This window comes from Pseudomonas sp. LBUM1641, from assembly GCF_059716235.1.
This window is the reverse complement of record NZ_CP166815.1, coordinates 6417501-6434577: the sequence shown is the minus strand read 5'-3', so window position 1 is coordinate 6434577 and position 17077 is coordinate 6417501. Positions and strand designations below refer to the sequence as shown.

Here is a 17077-nt window from a genome sequence, read left to right as displayed (position 1 = left end):
GCACGTTTGCACACCTGACCGTTAGACCCTCAAGCCACGAGGCACCTCATGATCCGCGAAGAATTCCTGCGTTTGGCCGCTGCCGGCTACAACCGTATTCCCATGGCCTGCGAAACCCTGGCCGACTTCGACACCCCGCTGTCGATCTACCTGAAACTGGCCGACGAGCCCAACTCCTATCTGCTGGAGTCGGTGCAGGGCGGCGAGAAATGGGGCCGTTACTCGATCATCGGCCTGCCGTGCCGTACGGTGCTGCGTGTACATGACCACCATGTGAGCATCACCCTGGACGGCGTCGAGATCGAAAGTCACGACGTGGAAGACCCGCTGGCCTTCGTCGAAGCATTCAAGGCGCGCTACAACGTGCCAACCATCGCTGGGCTGCCGCGTTTCAACGGCGGCCTGGTGGGTTACTTCGGCTACGACTGCGTGCGCTACGTGGAAAAACGCCTGGGCAAATCCCCGAACCCTGATCCATTGGGCGTGCCGGACATTCTGCTGATGGTTTCCGACGCGGTGGTGGTGTTCGACAACCTCGCTGGCAAGATGCACGCGATTGTGCTCGCCGACCCTTCCCAGGCCGATGCGTTCGAGCAGGGCCAGGCCAGCCTCGAAGCATTGCTGGAAAAGCTGCGCCAGCCGATCACCCCGCGTCGTGGTCTGGACCTCAGCCGTCCACCGGCGGCTGACCCGGTATTCCGTTCCAGCTTTACCCAGGATGACTACGAGCGTGCTGTCGATACCATCAAGGAATACATCCTTGCCGGTGACTGCATGCAGGTGGTGCCGTCGCAACGCATGTCCATCGACTTCAAGGCCGCACCCATCGATCTGTACCGGGCGCTGCGCTGTTTCAACCCGACGCCGTACATGTACTTCTTCAACTTTGGCGACTTCCACGTGGTGGGCAGTTCGCCGGAAGTGCTGGTGCGGGTCGAAGACAACCTGATCACCGTGCGCCCGATTGCCGGCACGCGCCCGCGTGGTGCCACCGAAGAAGCGGACCTGGCGCTGGAACTGGACCTGCTGAGCGACGACAAGGAAATCGCCGAGCACTTGATGCTGATCGACCTGGGCCGCAACGACACCGGGCGTGTCTCGGAAATCGGTTCGGTGAAGCTCACCGAGAAGATGGTGATCGAGCGTTATTCCAACGTGATGCACATCGTGTCCAACGTCACCGGCGAGCTGAAGGCCGGGCTGACGGCGATGGATGCGCTACGGGCGATCCTGCCGGCGGGCACCTTGTCGGGTGCGCCGAAGATTCGTGCGATGGAAATCATCGACGAACTGGAGCCGGTCAAGCGTGGCGTGTATGGCGGCGCGGTGGGGTATTTCGCCTGGAACGGCAATATGGACACCGCGATCGCGATCCGTACGGCGGTGATCAAGGACGGCGAACTGCATGTGCAGGCAGGCGGCGGGATCGTGGCCGACTCGGTGCCGGCGCTGGAATGGGAAGAAACCCTGAACAAGCGCCGCGCGATGTTCCGTGCGGTGGCGTTGGCTGAGCAGACCCCGCTGGGCTAAATACCGCAAACCTTGTAGGAGCGAGCTTGCTCGCGAAGGACTCATAGGCGCCGCGCGCATTCAGGATGGGCGCGTCATCGTTAACGACCTTGGCGAGCAAGCTCGCTCCTACAGTTATTTTTTGCGTAATCAGAAATCCAGACTCACCCCGACACTCACCCCCTGCTGGGTAAAGTTGTCATCCTTCCTCACGTTATAGGCCGCATTCAGCGCCAGGTCCTTGGTCACCTTGTGGCTAATCCCCAGGTTCAAGCGATCCGAATTACTGCGTGGCGTGTAGCCGTCCAGTTTGAAATCGATCCCCGGCACGCTGTTGAGTGACATGCCCACCCGCTGTGTATCGTTTTCAAACTCGTGCTCATGGGCCACTTCGCCAAACACCAGGGTTTGCGGAGTAACGCGGTAGTTGGCTTGCAGGCCAATCCCCAAGCGTTTGGAGTCGCGCTGTTGGTCATCAAAGGTCAATGCCGTGGAGCGAGCATCTTTCTCTGAGTAACCATTCACCTCGACCCGCGAATAGTCGGCGCTGATGAACGGTGACAGGTGCCAGTCGCTGCCCGGCTGGGCGATGTCATATCCCACGCGGCCACTCAGGGCCCACAGCCAACCGTCGGTATCCCCTTTTTCGGTGCCTTCGCTGACGCCTAGGGCAAATTTGCGCTTGAGGTTGTCGAAGTCCAGCTTGCCGCCGGTCAACGCGGCGTCGGCCCACCAGTGGTTTTGTTGGTACTGGGCGAAGGCCGTGCCCAGGTAGCTGTTGAGCTTGTAGTCCGAATCGCTGGCGCCGGCCTCAAGGCTCTGGCGATAGAAGCCTGCTGCCACACCCACGCGCCAGGCCTCGTTGAGTCGGTAGCTGCCGCCGATGTTCAGGTTGTAGCCGCTGCCGTCACCGCTGGCTGAACTGCTTTGATCATCGAAGTCCAGGTGCTGGCCGCCGGCGGCGACGATCGCTCGCCATTGGCCCACGGCCTGCCAGTTACCCGAGTCGGCTTGCCATTGGTTACGCAATTCATCCTGATGGGCGCGCAAGGTGCCCTGGGCCATTTCCGGGAGCAGGGTTATTTCCCAAGGGGCGGCGAGCAGCGAGTAGGCGTAGTCGGCGATCAGTTGCTGGCCGGCCTCGGTCGGGTGGACGGTGTCGTTGTAAATCAGCTTGGTAGGGTCTGGGTTGGTACCGCCGACGCCATACACGGGGTTCCGGCAGGTGGTGCCGCTGAAGCAGGTCTGGTTGAGGTTCTGGTTGGTGGCAAAGCCAAAGCGCCCGGGATCGGCGAAGGTTTCCTTGAGCAGCAACGGAATGTTCAACGGGATGATCTGCGCATCGATTTGCGACAGGCGCTGCACCAGAGTCTGGTTGAACACGCCGGCCAGGGCGCTGACGCTCCCTTGGAGCGGCGTGCCATTGACGGCAGGTGTCAGGCCCAGGTCCGGCAGCATCCACACCATTACATATCGGGCGCCAGCCTGTTGCAGAGCCTCGGCGCTGTTGGCCAGGCGCCCGGCTGCGGCCGAGGCTTGACCGGGGCTGAGGACCAGGCCGTCGAGGAAGTCATTACCGCCGCCGGAGAGAAAATACAACGCGTTGGGGTCGGCTCGGCCGCCCGTGGATGCCAGGTATCCGGGGCGCGTACGCAACACCTGCCCGGTGTCGCTATCGGTGACGGTTGAGTTACCGGTGATGGCATCGTAGATCTGCTGGGTGATGTAGCCGCCCACGGCCCAGTTGTTACCGTCTGCCTGGCCTTGAGCGGCGCGCTGCGGCGAGGTGGATGCGTTCAGGTCGCCTGCCGCGACTCCCAGCTTGCCGCCCAATAATGTCGAGGAAATCAGCGAAGTGCTTTCGCCGCTGCCGTCGAAGTACTGCGGGCCGGTGCGGTTGGTGAAGCGATAGGTTGAGCCCGGTGCCCCAGGGTCGGCGAATGTCCCGGCATCGGCCAGGCTGTCGCCGAATACGATCATGGTCGAGTAGGGCGACGGCGCGGCGAACGCTTGCGAGCAGGCCAGGGTTAGCAGGCAGCCGACGAGTGGAGCGAAACAAGGGGTCTTGGTCATGAGTCCGTCCATGCTTTTATTTTTTTATCAGCACTGTGACTGTAGCGACCTTCCAAGGGTTCTGAAAAAATTGACGCCAATTATCGGTCGGGCACTTACCCCCGTATTTGCGGCGCCATATTGCACCGCTGGCGAGGCTACGTTACTGTGCTTGGACGTATGAATGAGACCCTCCCCGTGTTGATCATCAGCAAACTCTTGATGCGAGTAGTCAAGGCACACGCCCGTTGGCGTTGGCGCGCCTAACTTTTCTCTACCGGCCACGCCGGACCTGTACCGATTTGCCTTCTTCACCCTTTGTTCGACGCCCCTTGCCGGCCAACCCCGGCAACCGGAAAGTGCGTCTGGCAGCGGGTCACTCCCTTGGAAGGCCGTCATTAGAAGTCAGTGAATTCAAGAGGTTTTAACCCACATGTTGCTGATGATTGATAACTACGACTCCTTTACCTACAACGTTGTGCAGTACCTGGGCGAGCTCGGTGCCGAGGTCAAGGTCGTGCGCAACGACGAATTGAGCGTGGCGCAAATCGCCGCGTTGAACCCTGAACGCATCGTCGTTTCCCCTGGCCCGTGCACGCCGACCGAAGCGGGCATCTCCCTCGAGGCCATCAAATATTTCGCCGGCAAGCTGCCGATCCTGGGCGTTTGCCTGGGCCATCAGTCCATCGGCCAGGCGTTCGGCGGCGACGTAGTTCGCGCCCGCCAGGTGATGCACGGCAAGACCAGCCCGGTGTTCCACAAGGACCAGGGCGTATTCCACGGTTTGAACCTGCCGGTGACGGTAACCCGCTACCACTCGCTGGTGGTCAAGCGTGAAACCCTGCCCGAATGCCTTGAGCTGACGGCCTGGACCCAACTGGAAGACGGCTCTGTCGACGAGATCATGGGCCTGCGTCACAAGACACTGAACGTCGAAGGGGTGCAATTTCACCCGGAATCGATTTTGACCGAGCAGGGCTACGAGCTGTTCGCTAACTTTCTCAAGCAGAGCGGCGGCACGCGCTAAGGACTTTTCATGGATATCAAGACTGCCCTGAGCCGTATCGTCGGCCATCTGGACCTGAGCACCGCTGAAATGAGCGATGTGATGCGCGAGATCATGACCGGTCAATGCACCGACGCCCAGATTGGCGCGTTCATGATGGCAATGCGCATGAAGAGCGAGAGCATCGACGAAATCGTCGGCGCCGTGTCGGTGATGCGTGAGCTGGCCGACAAGGTCGAACTCAAGACCCTCGACGGTGTGGTCGACGTGGTCGGCACCGGCGGCGATGGTGCGAACATTTTCAACGTGTCGACGGCGGCATCCTTTGTAGTGGCAGCTGCTGGCTGCACGGTGGCCAAACACGGTAACCGCGCGGTGTCGGGTAAAAGCGGCAGTGCCGATTTGCTGGAGGCCGCAGGTATCTACCTCAACCTGACCCCGGTACAAGTGGCGCGTTGCATCGATAACGTCGGCATCGGCTTCATGTTCGCCCAGTCTCATCACGGCGCGATGAAGCACGCCGCCGGTCCGCGCAAGGACTTGGGCCTGCGTACCCTGTTCAACATGCTCGGCCCGCTTACGAATCCGGCCGGTGTGAAGCATCAGGTGGTGGGCGTGTTCAGCCAGGCGCTGTGCCGGCCATTGGCTGAAGTCTTGCAGCGCCTGGGCAGCAAGCATGTGCTGGTGGTGCACTCCAAGGATGGCCTGGACGAGTTCAGCCTGGCCGCACCGACCTTCGTGGCGGAGCTGAAGGATGACCAGGTCACCGAATATTGGGTCGAGCCTGAAGACCTCGGCATGAAAAGCCAGAGCCTGCATGGCCTGGCGGTGGAAAGCCCGGCAGCCTCCCTAGAATTGATTCGCGATGCCCTGGGGCGTCGCAAGACCGAAAACGGCCAGAAAGCCGCAGAAATGATTGTGCTCAATGCCGGTGCGGCGCTGTATGCCGCGGATCACGCCTACAGTCTTAAAGAGGGTGTTGCCCTCGCTCATGATGCATTGCATACCGGGCTGGCGCGCGAAAAGCTCGAAGAACTGGGTGCGTTTACTGCGGTGTTCAAAGTGGAGAATGAAGGATGAGTGTTCCGACCGTTCTGGAGAAAATCCTGGCTCGCAAGGCAGAAGAAGTCGCTGAACGCCGCGCCCGGGTCAGCCTGGCTGAGCTGGAAGGCCTGGCGAAAACCGCTGATGCACCGCGCGGGTTTGCCAATGCGCTGATCAAGCAGGCCAAGGAAAAGCAGCCGGCCGTTATCGCTGAAATCAAGAAGGCTTCGCCGAGCAAGGGCGTGATTCGCGAGATCTTCATCCCTGAAGACATTGCCAAAAGCTACGAGAAGGGCGGCGCGACGTGCCTCTCGGTGTTGACCGATATCGACTTCTTCCAGGGCTCCGACCTGTACCTGCAGCAAGCGCGTGCCGCGTGCTCGCTGCCGGTGATCCGCAAGGACTTCATGGTCGACCCCTACCAGATCGTCGAAGCCCGTGCCTTGGGCGCCGATTGCGTGCTGTTGATCGTCTCCGCACTGGATGACGTCAAGATGGCCGAACTGGCGGCCGTGGCCAAAAGTGTTGGCCTCGACGTGCTGGTGGAAGTGCACGACGGTGATGAACTGGAACGTGCGTTGAAAACCCTCGACACACCGTTGGTGGGCGTCAACAACCGCAACCTGCACACTTTTGAAGTCAGCCTGGAAAACACCCTCGACCTGTTGCCGCGTATCCCGCGTGACCGGTTGGTGATTACCGAAAGTGGCATCGTCAATCGTGCCGATGTCGAACTGATGGAAATCAGCGGCGTGTACTCGTTCCTCGTCGGCGAAACCTTCATGCGTGCCGAGAACCCGGGGGCCGAATTGCAGCGCTTGTTCTTCCCGGAGCGTGGCGTTGCTGTCAGCGGTTCGACCCTGGATTGATGATGACCCAGCCGGTGGCGATGACGGTCGAGGCAGGCCTTAAGGCCGAGCAGGATTTGCTCGCCGCTGTCTGCGCGGGGGAGCAGCCGTTCGGTCTGCTGTTCTGGCAGCCCAGCGATCAAGCGTTGGTGATGCCTCGTCGTTTGAGCCGCCTTCCGGCATTCGAGACCGCCAGTCAGGTGTCGGCAGACGCCGGTTGGCCGGTGCTGCTGCGGGAAACAGGCGGTGAGCCGGTTCCACAGTCGGCAGCCACGGTCAATATCGCGCTGGTCTACGCGCCACCACGCAGTGAAGGTGACCAGGGCCGTATCGAAACCGGCTACCAGCGTTTGTGCCAGCCGATTTGCGACCTGCTTATCGAGCTGGGTGGCAATGCATCGGTGGGCGAGATTGACGGAGCCTTTTGCGACGGTCGCTATAACGTCAACCTGGACGGCCGCAAAATGGTCGGCACTGCCCAGCGCTGGCGCCAGAGTGGCGGACGCCCGGTGGGGTTGGTGCATGGTGCGTTGTTGCTGGATGATGATCGCGTCGAGTTGATCGCCGCGGTCAATCGCTTCAATGAATCGTGTGGCTTGGAACAACGGGTGCGCGCCGAAAGCCACATCGCCCTGCACGAAGCCTTTGCTGCGCCAGACGCGATTGCCCGGCTAGACACGTTATACCGCCAGATGCTCGCGAGCTTCCTGCCGGTTTAGCGGGTACCAAAGACCACCATGGTCTTGCCTTTGACATGTACCAGGTTGCGTTCTTCCAGGTCCTTCAGCACCCGGCCAACCATTTCCCTTGAGCAACCGACGATACGCCCGATCTCCTGACGGGTGATCTTGATCTGCATCCCGTCTGGATGGGTCATGGCATCCGGCTGCTTGCACAGTTCCAGCAGGCAGCGGGCAACCCGGCCGGTGACGTCGAAAAAAGCCAGGTCGCCGACTTTGCGCGTGGTGTCTCTCAGGCGCTGGGCAATCTGGCCGCTCAAGGCGTACAGAATGTCGGGATCCTGCTGGGCCAGTTCGCGAAACTTCGCATAGCTGATCTCGGCGACTTCGCATTCGACCTTGGCCCGCACCCAGGCGCTGCGCTCCTGTTCCTTGCCCGCTTGCTCGAAAAGTCCGAGCTCGCCGAAGAAATCTCCGGTATTGAGGTAGGCGATGATCATTTCGCGGCCATCGTCATCCTCGATCAGGATGGTGACTGAGCCTTTGATAATGAAGAACAGGGTTTCCGAACGCTCGCCCGCGCAGATGATGTTGTGCTTGGCCGGATGACGCCGGCGCTGACAATGCATCAACAGTTTGTCGAGGTTCTTGATTTTGGGTGTGGGAGTAATAGCAACCATGGTTGTATCCCGAAAAGACTGCACGGTGTTGTTGAGCTTGTTTTTTTAGTCAGCGCGATCAACGGTTGAGTTATGTCACCCAATGGATGGCAATGCGCCATTGATTTGGCGCCAGCTTAACAGACACATTCTGACTCCATTAGGGAATTTACCCCGTAATCGCTGCTGTTGATCGCTTTCATGGGAAACGCTGAGGTCCCAAAGCCCTGTGCTAAGCTGGCGACCCTTTTTTAGCAGTGGAGTCTGGGCGATGAAGGCACGCATCCAATGGGCGGGCGAAGCCATGTTCCTCGGTGAGTCGGGCAGTGGCCATGTTGTGGTCATGGACGGTCCGCCTGAGGCCGGTGGCCGCAACCTGGGCGTACGCCCGATGGAAATGCTCCTGCTCGGTGTAGGCGGTTGCAGCAATTTCGACGTGGTCAGCATCCTGAAGAAATCCCGCCAGGCGGTGGAAAGCTGCGAAGCGTTCCTGGAAGCTGAGCGTGCGACCGAAGACCCGAAGGTGTTTACCAAGATCCACATGCACTTTGTCGTCAAGGGCCGGGCGCTGAAAGAAGCCCAGGTCAAGCGTGCCATCGAGCTGTCGGCTGAGAAGTATTGCTCGGCCTCGATCATGCTGGGCGCTGCGGGTGTTGTCATCACTCATGACTACGAGATCATTGAGCTGGGCTGATCATTGATTGGCAGGCAAAAAGAAAGGGCGCTTAAAAAGCGCCCTTTTTGCGTGATGCGGGACTGTCAGATGCGGTAAGTGCTCTTGGTCATGACCTTGGCCAACAGGCTCATGCCAAACTTCACCGGAGCCGGGAAGCGGAAGCCGCCCGCGTCCAGCGCGCTTTCGGCGTGATGTTCTTCATCAATGCGCATCTGCTCAAGAATCGCCCGGGACTTTTCGTCTTCAGCCGGCAGTTGCTCAAGGTGTTCATTGAGGTGCTTGCACACCTGATGCTCGGTGGCCGCTACAAAACCCAGGCTGACTTTGTCGCTGATCAGCCCAGCTACCGCGCCAATACCAAACGATAAGCCGTAGAACAGCGGGTTCAGCACGCTTGGGTGGCTGTTCAACTGGCGGATACGTTGCTCGCACCAGGCCAGGTGGTCGATTTCTTCTTCGGCGGCGTGTTCCATCGCGGCGCGCACTTGCGGCAGCTTGGCGGTCAGGGCCTGGCCTTGGTACAGCGCCTGGGCACAGACTTCACCGGTATGGTTGATGCGCATCAGGCCAGCGACGTGGCGGGTGTCGGTCTCGCTCATCTGTGCTTCGGGCTGCACGATGGCGGGCGAAGGACGGTGCGGTTGGCCACTGAATGGCAACAGCGTGCGCATGGCCGTGTCGGCTTGCAGCAACAGGCGATCAATCGGCGAGTAGTGACGTTGGGTAGTCATGCTGACCTCCGGGAAGAATCTCGGCGGCCAGTTTACCGCAAGAGAGGGGGAAGCGTTTGCGCTGGGTCAAATTGCTTGTGTGGCGAGGGAGCTTGCTCCCGCTGGAGCACGCAGCGCTCCCGGTTTTGTGCGGCCGCTACGCGACCGAGCGGGAGCAAGCTCCCTCGCCACAGGTAGTGCTCAGCCCGGCGGCCAGTTCATCTGGCGCTGACCCAGCACGTGCATATGGATGTGATAAACGGTTTGCCCGCCGTCTTCATTGCAGTTCATCACCACACGGAAGCCCTTTTCGCAGCCTTGCTCAACGGCCAGGCGTTGCGCGGTGAACAGGATATGCCCGGCCAGTGCCTTGTCTTCCTCGGTGAGGTCGTTAAGGGTGCGGATCGGCTTTTTCGGGATCACCAGGAAATGCACCGGGGCCATTGGCGCGATGTCGTGGAACGCCAGGACCTGGTCATCCTCGTAGATGATCTTCGCGGGTATTTCTCTGTTGATGATCTTGGTGAACAGAGTATCCACAGCTGTTTCTCCATTGTGAAAGTGCAGGGTGAGTGTACTCAGGCGATCAGCGCGGGCAATAGGCCTTGTTGATCGCGCCGGCGATTTTGCGGGTCAGCCAGCGCGGGCTCAGGCGCGGGCTGAACGCCAGCCAGCGATTACGCCGGCCCGGAATGATGATGGCTTTGTTCTTGGCCAGGGCGCGCACGGTGTAGAGCGCGACTTCTTCCGGGCTCATCAGCTGTTGGCTGCGGTCCAGCTTGGCGGTGTCCATTTGTGCGGTGCCGAAGAACGCGGTGCGGGTTGGGCCCGGGCAGAGTACAGAAACCTTGATGCCACAGGTCTTCAGTTCTTCGCGCAAGCCTTCGGAGAAGTGCAGCACGTAAGCCTTGCTGGCGTAGTAGGTGCTCATCCACGGCCCCGGCTGGAAGGCGGCAACCGACGCGACGTTGAGAATCTGCCCGCCGCCGTGCAGGGCCATGGCATTGCCGAGTGCATGGCACATGCGGGTCAGGGCCAGGATGTTGACTTCCATCAGGTCCTGTTCGGTCATCCAGTCCTGTGCCAGGAACGGGCCGCTGGTGCCGATGCCGGCGCAATTGACCAGCAGGTCGATCTGCCGCTCGCCTTCCTCAAGCTCCAGCAGGAACCCCGACAGCCGCAAGGGTTCACCGAGGTCGCAGGCGCGGAACAGCACCTCGACGCCGAAGCGCTGAGTCAATTCGATTGCAATGCTTTCCAACTGATCACGCTGGCGGGCCACCAGAATCAAGCTGCGGCCGCGACGGGCCAGTGCTTCGGCCAAGGCCAGGCCGATACCGCTGGAGGCACCGGTGATCAGAGCGTAACGGGTCATGCGTTTCTCCATCGCAACGCTACCGGGCCTGTGACAGAGGCGTCACAGGCGTCGGGCGTTTTTCACTGTTGCGTAGAGTCTACAGGTTCGGCTGTGTCGTCAGCACTTTGCACATCGACTTCATCGACGGTGGTGGCCTGGTCGCTGTCGTCATCGGAGTTGATGGAGCTGCTTTCGTAGCTGCCGCCTACGTCGCTTTCCAGTTGGTCAAGGTAGCCGCTCATGCCCACTAACACTGCGCCGGCAAAGACCAGCGGAATGAATGCCAGCCACAGGGCGGACAGGATTTTGACCGCGGTAGAGTTGCGCGGTGGTGGTGCGCCGTACTGGTTGGCGCCGGTATTGCCCGGCAGAACCATCAGCAGAATCGGGAAGATGCTGCCTACGAAGGGCACCAGGTGCAGGAACCACAGCCAGCCGGACCAGCCCAGGTCATGCAGGCGCTGCACGGTGATCTGCACGCTGACCCACACAGCGGCCACGAGCAGAGCAATCCCCACCAGGAAGCCAATGACCATGGCAATCGTCGGAGACACCGCGGCGATGCCCAGCCCGACAGTGAAGAACGCGCCTGAGATAAGGAGCATCACCACGCTCAACACCAGTGTCCACGCCAGGAAGCGCAGGCGTCCGATACGCCCGTTGACGGTGAACACTTTAAGGGTGGAAAACTCCGTCAGGTTCTCGCCGACGGCTGCCCGGGGCGGGGCGTAAGGCGAAGCGGCGGGGCGGGTGTAATCAGTGGAGCTGCCGGAATCCGTTTCGTGGGTTTCGGCAAGGCTGAAGGCGACAGGCTGCTCTTCTTCTATGCGTGCATCGACCCCGGCGTTTTTCAGCGCTTGCAGATAGGTCTCGGCATCGGCGCGGGAAAGGTCGCGTTTCAGGGCGACCGGGCGGCCGGTAAAGAGTTTTTCGATCGCTTCAACGTCGCTTTTGAACAGTTCGGCGAGATTCAGCTTGGCGGTGGTGCTCTCGACACCCGGGAGCAATGCGCCATCAAACACAATTTTGAAACGGTTGTCGCTCATGCGGGCATCCTTGTCACTTGAATGGGGGAAGCCTGCGTTGATCAGCAGGCGTTACGTCGCGGGTTAGCGTGGCCAGCGTGCCGGCAGTTGTGCCGCGTGCTCGAGCGCCTTGCGGTATTCGGCATCCAGGCGGGCCACGAGTTCATCGACGCTGGGCAAATCATCAATCTCACCGACGCCCTGGCCGGCGGACCACACGGTCTTCCAGGCTTTGGTTTCGTCGTTGAGTGGCTTGAGCTTGGAGCCGAAATTGACTTCGCCCTTGCCTTGCAGCGCGGCCAGGTCGAAACCGGCGTTTTCCAGGCTTTGGCGCATGAAGCTTGCGGGTACACCGGAGACGGCTGGAGTGTGCACGATGTCGGCGGCGCGCGATGTGAGCAGCATCTCTTTACAAGCATCCGGGGCGTGGCTTTCGGTGGTGCCGATAAAGCGGGTGCCGAAATAGGCCAGGTCGGCACCGAGCAACTGCGCCGCGAGGATCTCGTGGCCGTGGTTGAGGCAACCAGCGAGTAGCAGGGTCTTGTCGAAGAACTGACGGATTTCTGCAATCAGTGAGAACGGGCTCCAGGTGCCGGCGTGACCACCGGCGCCGGCTGCAACGGCGATCAAACCGTCGACGCCCGCCTCAGCGGCTTTCTCTGCATGGCGCCGGGTGGTGACATCGTGGAATACCAGGCCGCCGTAGCTGTGTACGGCGTCCACCAATTCTTTCACGGCGCCCAGGCTGGTGATGACGATCGGCACTTTGTGCTCGACGCAGATCGCCAGGTCAGCTTCCACACGTGGGTTGCTGTTATGCACGATCAGGTTGACTGCATAGGGCGCCGGGTTGTCCAGCAGCGCCAGGCCCGCTTCGATCTCTTCCAGCCAGGCCTTGAAACCGCTGCTTTCCCGTTGGTTGAGGGCAGGGAAACTGCCGACGATTCCGTTACGGCAGCAGGCCAGGACCAGTTGCGGGTTGGAAATCAGAAACATCGGCGCAGCCACTACAGGCAGGCGCAGACTGTGTTCGAGCGAAGCGGGCAGCGACATTGGAAGTACCCCGAGTAATAGAGACTAGAACGGTTTAACCACGACCAAAATTACGATAGCCAGCAATATCAGAACTGGCACTTCATTGAACCAGCGATAAAAGACATGGCTGCGGGTGTTTTCGCCACGGGCAAAACGTTTTACCTGCGCGCCGCACATGTGGTGGTAGCCAATCAGCAGTACTACCAGAGTCAACTTGGCGTGAATCCACGCACCGGATTGAAAGATGGCGGGATTGAGGTAGATCAGCCAGCCGCCGAACACCAGGCTGGCAATCATCGCCGGCCCCATGATGCCGCGGTAAAGCTTGCGCTCCATTACGCTGAAGCGTTCCTTGCTGACGGTATCTTCGCTTTGGGCGTGGTAGACGAACAGGCGCGGAAGGTAGAACAGCGCGGCAAACCAGCAAACGATGCTGACGATATGGAAGGCTTTTACCCATAGATAAAGCATTTTTAGTTATTCCCAGGTTCACGGTAACTGAAGATAGTAGTGGCTCAAGCGTATACACGTCACGTTGACGGTTGTCGCAGGACGATACGGACCCTATTATCGACGGCTTTCCAGTGGGTTCGTTGAGGGCAGGTTTATGGTCAAGGTCGGTATCGTCGGCGGCACGGGTTACACCGGTGTCGAATTGCTGCGTCTGTTGGCTCAGCATCCGCAAGCTGAGGTGGTGGTGATCACTTCCCGATCCGAGGCCGGCCTTGCTGTGGCCGACATGTATCCGAACCTGCGAGGCCACTACGACGGCCTGGCGTTCAGCGTGCCGGACATCAAGACCCTGGGTGCCTGTGATGTGGTGTTCTTCGCCACGCCCCACGGTGTTGCCCATGCCCTGGCGGGCGAGTTGCTGGCGGCGGGCACCAAGGTGATCGACTTGTCGGCCGACTTCCGCTTGCAGGACGCCGATGAGTGGGCCAAGTGGTACGGCCAGCCTCACGGTGCGCCGGAGTTGCTGGAAGAAGCGGTGTATGGCCTGCCGGAAGTCAATCGCGAGCAGATCAAGCAAGCGCGCTTGATCGCGGTACCGGGTTGCTACCCAACCGCTACGCAGCTGGGATTCCTGCCATTGCTGGAAGCCGGGTTGGCGGATGCATCGCGTTTGATTGCTGACTGCAAGTCGGGTGTCAGCGGTGCTGGCCGTGGGGCTGCTGTAGGCTCGCTTTACTCCGAGACGTCGGAAAGCATGAAAGCCTATGCGGTAAAAGGTCATCGTCACTTGCCGGAAATTCGCCAAGGGCTGCGTCGCGCTGCAGGTAAAGATGTCGGCCTGACGTTTGTGCCACACCTGACGCCGATGATCCGCGGGATCCACTCCACGTTGTATGCGACAGTCGTCGATCGTTCGGTGGACCTGCAGGCGCTGTTTGAAAAGCGTTATGCCAATGAGCCGTTCGTCGATGTGATGCCGGCGGGCAGCCACCCGGAAACCCGCAGCGTACGTGGCGCCAACGTGTGCCGTATCGCGGTGCACCGTCCACAGGATGGTGATCTGGTGGTGGTGTTGTCGGTGATCGATAACCTGGTCAAGGGGGCTTCGGGCCAGGCTGTGCAGAACATGAACATCCTGTTTGGCCTGGATGAGAAGCTGGGCCTGTCCCACGCGGGCATGCTGCCGTAAGTTTTCTGCTGTCGCGCAAAGGCCCGTTGATCGGGCCTTTCGTGTTTTTAATGGCCGCTGCGCAGATTGATATACCGTAACAATAGTTGACCGCTTTTCTAGGAGAAGCGGATAATGCCCGCCATCACGCATATGGCGGCGCTACGCCGGGAGATTATCAGCATGAGCGTTGAATCCTTCACCCCCACGGCTTTGCAATTCACCCACGGTGCTGCGCACAAGGTGAAGAGCCTGGTCGATGAAGAGGGTAATGATCGCTTGAAGCTGCGCGTATTTGTTACGGGCGGCGGTTGTTCAGGGTTTCAGTACGGTTTCACCTTCGATGAAGACGTGGCCGATGACGACACCATCGTTGAGCGCGAGGGCGTAAGCCTGGTCGTCGATCCGATGAGCTTCCAGTACCTGGCAGGAGCCGAGGTGGACTATCAGGAAGGTCTGGAAGGTTCGCGCTTCGTGATCAAGAACCCGAATGCCACTACTACCTGTGGTTGCGGGTCTTCGTTCTCGATCTGATCGAAAGCGGATGTAAAAACGCCGCTTGGCCTTGATAGGGTCAAGCGGCGTTTTGCTGTGTGGGGGTCAGGCCGGGTAGATCGCGCCGAGTACGCGAAGGCCGCGGGCGCCGGTCACGCTGGGGCGGTTGGCGGCGATGCCTTCGAGGCAGCAATGGGCCAGCCAGGCGAAGGCCATGGCCTCGACCCAGTCGGGGTCCACGCCGTAAGTGGCGGTGCTGCTGACTTGGGTGGCTGGTAGAAGCGCGCTGAGGCGGTTCATCAAGGTTGCGTTGTGGGCGCCGCCGCCGCAGACCAGCAGGGTTTCGGTCTGAGGTTGTGCGGTTTGCAGGGATTCGACGATGGTCAGGGCAGTCAGCTCAAGCAGCGTGGCCTGCACGTCTTGGGCTGCGAATGGCGGTAACCGTCCCAGGTGATGCTCGAGCCATCCCAGGTTGAAGACTTCGCGGCCAGTGCTTTTTGGCCCTTTGGTCACGAAGAACGGATCGCTGAGTAACGCCTTGAGGAGTTGGGGTTCAACTTTCCCGCTGGCAGCCCACTGGCCATCGCGGTCAAAGTTCTCGCCGCGCTGCTGGTGAATCCAGGCATCAAGCAGGACGTTGCCCGGGCCGCAGTCAAAGCCAGAGACCGGCTTGCCAGTCTCGATCAAGCTGAGATTGCTGAAACCGCCAACGTTCAGCACGGCGCGGTGACCCGCCCGCTCGCCAAACAATGCCTCATGAAAGGCGGGGACCAGTGGCGCGCCTTGGCCGCCAGCGGCGACATCGCGGCTGCGGAAATCACTGACGACGGTGATTCCGGTCAATTCGGTGAGCAACGCCGGGTTGCCGATCTGCACGGTAAAGCCACGGGCCGGTTCGTGGCGAATGGTTTGGCCGTGGCTGCCAATCGCTCGAATGTCTTGGGCTTTGAGTTTCTGCTGATCCAGCAGGGCGTGAATGCCCTGGGCGGCGAGTGTCACCCAGTTGTGCTGGGCGATCGCCGAGCGGGCAATCTCGTCCGGGCCGCTGGCGCACAGGCCAAGCAGCTCGGAACGCAGGGACTCAGGCATGGGGATGTAGTGAGTGGCGATCAGCTTGATCGCCGGGGCCAGCTCGATCAGCGCGATGTCCAGGCCATCAAGGCTGGTCCCGGACATCACACCTATATAGAGCGACATGGCTTAGCGTTTCGCCGAGGCCAAGAGGGTAGAGCGCTCCTGGTCCATGCGGGCCATGAGTGGCTGGCTCTGCTGCAGGAAGCGGGCGCGCTCGGCCTTGGCGATTGGATCAGCCATCGGCAGCTTTTGACCCAGTGGGTCGACGTGCACACCGTTGACTTGGAACTCGTAGTGCAGGTGCGGGCCGGTGGACAGGCCGGTGGTGCCGATATAGCCAATCACCTGCCCTTGCTTGACGTTGCCGCCAGTCTGGATGCCTTTGGCAAAACCTTGCATGTGGCCATACAGCGTTCGGTAGGTGTTGCCGTGCTGGATGATCACGGTGTTGCCGTAGCCGCCACGGCGACCTGCCAGCAATACCTTGCCGTCACCAGCAGCCTTGATCGGCGTGCCGCGCGGAGCTGCGTAGTCGACGCCTTTGTGAGCGCGAATTTTGTTCAGAATTGGATGCTTGCGACCCATCGAGAAACGCGAGCTAATACGGGCGAAGTCAACCGGAGTACGGATGAAAGCCTTGCGCATGCTGTTGCCGTCGGCGGTGTAGTAGCTGCTGTTGCCTTGTTTGTTGGTGTAGCGCACGGCGGTGTAGGTCTTGCCACGGTTGGTGAACCGCGCAGAAAGGATATTGCCGGTGCCGACGACCTTGCCGTTGGCGACCTTTTGCTCGTAGATCACGTCGAATTCGTCGCCCTGGCGAATGTCCTGGGCGAAGTCGATGTCGTAGCCAAACACGCTGGCCATGTCCATGGTCATGCTGTGGGACAAACCGGCGCGGGCGGCGGATTGCGACAACGAGCTGTTGATCACGCCGTGTACATAGGCGGAGCGCATCACTGGCTTGGTGGTGATGCGATTGAACGCAAAGCCCTTGGCGCCTTTGGTCAGCGTGATGCTTTCCAGGTCGCTGACATTGCTGTGCAGGTTGTTCAGCTGGCCATCGGGCGCCAGTTCGAATTCGAGCTTCTGGCCATGCTTGAGCTGGGTGAACTGCTTGGCCTGCTTGTCGCTTGCCAGCACATCGTTGACCGTCGCGGCTGGGAGGCCGACCTTTTCGAACAGGGTCGAAAGGGTGTCGCCCTTGGCAACAATGACTTCCCGGTGCAGCGGATTCTTGGGTGCTTCTACCGCAGGCTCAGCCTGTGCGGTCTCTTTAGTGTCTTCAG

Annotated in this window: 18 protein-coding genes (1 of these 18 running past the window's edge); 8 read left to right on the top strand and 10 right to left on the bottom strand. The window is 60.4% G+C overall.

Going from position 1 to position 17077, the window contains the following annotated elements:
- Positions 1-48 precede the first annotated feature (48 nt).
- Positions 49-1530, top strand: a complete 1482-nt coding sequence (trpE, locus tag ACA046_RS29710) for an anthranilate synthase component I (protein ID WP_459024192.1) — start codon at positions 49-51, stop codon at positions 1528-1530.
- A gap of 129 nt (positions 1531-1659) precedes the next feature.
- On the opposite strand, the gene estP is transcribed toward trpE, so the two are convergent.
- Positions 1660-3582 carry an esterase EstP gene (gene estP / locus ACA046_RS29705; protein WP_497675469.1) on the bottom strand — a complete coding sequence of 641 codons (1923 nt, stop codon included), beginning with the start codon at positions 3580-3582 and terminating at the stop codon, positions 1660-1662.
- A gap of 412 nt (positions 3583-3994) precedes the next feature.
- Here estP and ACA046_RS29700 point away from each other — a divergent pair, with 412 nt between their 5' ends.
- The 4 genes from ACA046_RS29700 to ACA046_RS29685 are packed head-to-tail and all read left to right on the top strand — an operon-like array spanning position 3995 to position 7178.
- A complete protein-coding gene (locus tag ACA046_RS29700; RefSeq protein WP_076017911.1) occupies positions 3995-4588 on the top strand; it encodes an aminodeoxychorismate/anthranilate synthase component II in 594 nt (197 codons plus the stop codon).
- A 9-nt stretch (positions 4589-4597) separates the two neighbouring features.
- Entirely contained in the window at positions 4598-5647 is a 1050-nt protein-coding gene (gene trpD / locus ACA046_RS29695; protein ID WP_076017912.1) for an anthranilate phosphoribosyltransferase, read from the top strand.
- Positions 5644-6480: an indole-3-glycerol phosphate synthase TrpC gene (gene trpC / locus ACA046_RS29690; protein WP_063026793.1), complete on the top strand. Its 837-nt coding sequence runs from the start codon at positions 5644-5646 to the stop codon at positions 6478-6480. The genes trpD and trpC overlap by 4 nt, the downstream gene beginning before the upstream one ends.
- Before the next feature lie 2 nt (positions 6481-6482).
- Positions 6483-7178 (top strand): lipoate--protein ligase family protein, encoded by a 696-nt coding sequence (locus ACA046_RS29685; protein ID WP_497675468.1) that lies wholly within the window; start codon positions 6483-6485, stop codon positions 7176-7178.
- Here ACA046_RS29685 and crp read toward each other — a convergent pair.
- Entirely contained in the window at positions 7175-7819 is a 645-nt protein-coding gene (gene crp / locus ACA046_RS29680; protein ID WP_017476332.1) for a cAMP-activated global transcriptional regulator CRP, read from the bottom strand. The genes ACA046_RS29685 and crp overlap by 4 nt on opposite strands.
- Positions 7820-8069: 250 nt before the next feature.
- Between crp and ACA046_RS29675 the strand changes: the two genes are divergently transcribed.
- A complete protein-coding gene (locus tag ACA046_RS29675; RefSeq protein ID WP_003194686.1) occupies positions 8070-8492 on the top strand; it encodes an OsmC family protein in 423 nt (140 codons plus the stop codon).
- Positions 8493-8557: 65 nt separating this feature from the next.
- On the opposite strand, the gene coq7 is transcribed toward ACA046_RS29675, so the two are convergent.
- The 6 genes from coq7 to hemJ all read right to left on the bottom strand — a co-directional run bounded on the left by coq7 (position 8558) and on the right by hemJ (position 13072).
- Positions 8558-9205: a 2-polyprenyl-3-methyl-6-methoxy-1,4-benzoquinone monooxygenase gene (coq7, locus tag ACA046_RS29670; RefSeq protein ID WP_076017915.1), complete on the bottom strand. Its 648-nt coding sequence runs from the start codon at positions 9203-9205 to the stop codon at positions 8558-8560.
- Positions 9206-9385: 180 nt separating this feature from the next.
- Positions 9386-9724 carry a histidine triad nucleotide-binding protein gene (locus ACA046_RS29665; protein WP_003210943.1) on the bottom strand — a complete coding sequence of 113 codons (339 nt, stop codon included), beginning with the start codon at positions 9722-9724 and terminating at the stop codon, positions 9386-9388.
- 46 nt (positions 9725-9770) lie between these two features.
- Positions 9771-10559: an SDR family NAD(P)-dependent oxidoreductase gene (locus ACA046_RS29660; protein ID WP_010167219.1), complete on the bottom strand. Its 789-nt coding sequence runs from the start codon at positions 10557-10559 to the stop codon at positions 9771-9773.
- A 62-nt stretch (positions 10560-10621) separates the two neighbouring features.
- Positions 10622-11587 carry a DUF805 domain-containing protein gene (locus ACA046_RS29655; RefSeq protein ID WP_497675467.1) on the bottom strand — a complete coding sequence of 322 codons (966 nt, stop codon included), beginning with the start codon at positions 11585-11587 and terminating at the stop codon, positions 10622-10624.
- Between the two features lie 63 nt (positions 11588-11650).
- Positions 11651-12619, bottom strand: coding sequence for an NAD(P)H-dependent flavin oxidoreductase (locus ACA046_RS29650; RefSeq protein ID WP_497675466.1), 969 nt, complete (start codon positions 12617-12619; stop codon positions 11651-11653).
- A 24-nt stretch (positions 12620-12643) separates the two neighbouring features.
- On the bottom strand, positions 12644-13072 hold the full coding sequence (gene hemJ, locus ACA046_RS29645) for a protoporphyrinogen oxidase HemJ (RefSeq protein WP_017476328.1): 429 nt from the start codon (positions 13070-13072) through the stop codon (positions 12644-12646).
- Between the two features lie 136 nt (positions 13073-13208).
- Here hemJ and argC point away from each other — a divergent pair, with 136 nt between their 5' ends.
- Together argC and erpA are read left to right on the top strand one after the other, a co-directional pair.
- Complete coding sequence (gene argC, locus ACA046_RS29640; RefSeq protein ID WP_010206935.1) at positions 13209-14243, top strand: N-acetyl-gamma-glutamyl-phosphate reductase; 1035 nt, start codon at positions 13209-13211, stop codon at positions 14241-14243.
- 162 nt (positions 14244-14405) lie between these two features.
- Positions 14406-14756 carry an iron-sulfur cluster insertion protein ErpA gene (erpA, locus tag ACA046_RS29635; protein WP_003176443.1) on the top strand — a complete coding sequence of 117 codons (351 nt, stop codon included), beginning with the start codon at positions 14406-14408 and terminating at the stop codon, positions 14754-14756.
- Positions 14757-14822: 66 nt separating this feature from the next.
- On the opposite strand, the gene ACA046_RS29630 is transcribed toward erpA, so the two are convergent.
- Together ACA046_RS29630 and ACA046_RS29625 are read right to left on the bottom strand one after the other, a co-directional pair.
- The gene (locus tag ACA046_RS29630; protein WP_497675465.1) at positions 14823-15914 is read right to left on the bottom strand and encodes an anhydro-N-acetylmuramic acid kinase; all 1092 of its coding nucleotides are present in this window, start codon (positions 15912-15914) and stop codon (positions 14823-14825) included.
- A 3-nt stretch (positions 15915-15917) separates the two neighbouring features.
- Positions 15918-17077 carry the 3' portion of a peptidoglycan DD-metalloendopeptidase family protein gene (locus tag ACA046_RS29625; protein ID WP_459024181.1) on the bottom strand. The gene runs 253 nt beyond the window's last position, so only the last 1160 of its 1413 coding nucleotides appear in the window; the start codon falls outside the window, past its right edge; the stop codon is at positions 15918-15920.

Excerpts from the sequence above, each read along its gene's own strand:
- crp (WP_017476332.1), bottom strand. The coding sequence starts at position 7,819 with ATGGTTGCTATTACTCCCACACCCAAAATCAAGAACCTCGACAAACTG.
- hemJ (WP_017476328.1), bottom strand. The coding sequence starts at position 13,072 with ATGCTTTATCTATGGGTAAAAGCCTTCCATATCGTCAGCATCGTTTGC.
- argC (WP_010206935.1), top strand. The coding sequence starts at position 13,209 with ATGGTCAAGGTCGGTATCGTCGGCGGCACGGGTTACACCGGTGTCGAA.
- trpD (WP_076017912.1), top strand. The coding sequence starts at position 4,598 with ATGGATATCAAGACTGCCCTGAGCCGTATCGTCGGCCATCTGGACCTG.
- ACA046_RS29650 (WP_497675466.1), bottom strand. The coding sequence starts at position 12,619 with ATGTCGCTGCCCGCTTCGCTCGAACACAGTCTGCGCCTGCCTGTAGTG.
- coq7 (WP_076017915.1), bottom strand. The coding sequence starts at position 9,205 with ATGACTACCCAACGTCACTACTCGCCGATTGATCGCCTGTTGCTGCAA.
- ACA046_RS29685 (WP_497675468.1), top strand. The coding sequence starts at position 6,483 with ATGACCCAGCCGGTGGCGATGACGGTCGAGGCAGGCCTTAAGGCCGAG.
- ACA046_RS29630 (WP_497675465.1), bottom strand. The coding sequence starts at position 15,914 with ATGTCGCTCTATATAGGTGTGATGTCCGGGACCAGCCTTGATGGCCTG.
- estP (WP_497675469.1), bottom strand. The coding sequence starts at position 3,582 with ATGACCAAGACCCCTTGTTTCGCTCCACTCGTCGGCTGCCTGCTAACC.
- ACA046_RS29660 (WP_010167219.1), bottom strand. The coding sequence starts at position 10,559 with ATGACCCGTTACGCTCTGATCACCGGTGCCTCCAGCGGTATCGGCCTG.
- ACA046_RS29675 (WP_003194686.1), top strand. The coding sequence starts at position 8,070 with ATGAAGGCACGCATCCAATGGGCGGGCGAAGCCATGTTCCTCGGTGAG.
- trpE (WP_459024192.1), top strand. The coding sequence starts at position 49 with ATGATCCGCGAAGAATTCCTGCGTTTGGCCGCTGCCGGCTACAACCGT.
- erpA (WP_003176443.1), top strand. The coding sequence starts at position 14,406 with ATGAGCGTTGAATCCTTCACCCCCACGGCTTTGCAATTCACCCACGGT.
- ACA046_RS29700 (WP_076017911.1), top strand. The coding sequence starts at position 3,995 with ATGTTGCTGATGATTGATAACTACGACTCCTTTACCTACAACGTTGTG.
- ACA046_RS29655 (WP_497675467.1), bottom strand. The coding sequence starts at position 11,587 with ATGAGCGACAACCGTTTCAAAATTGTGTTTGATGGCGCATTGCTCCCG.
- trpC (WP_063026793.1), top strand. The coding sequence starts at position 5,644 with ATGAGTGTTCCGACCGTTCTGGAGAAAATCCTGGCTCGCAAGGCAGAA.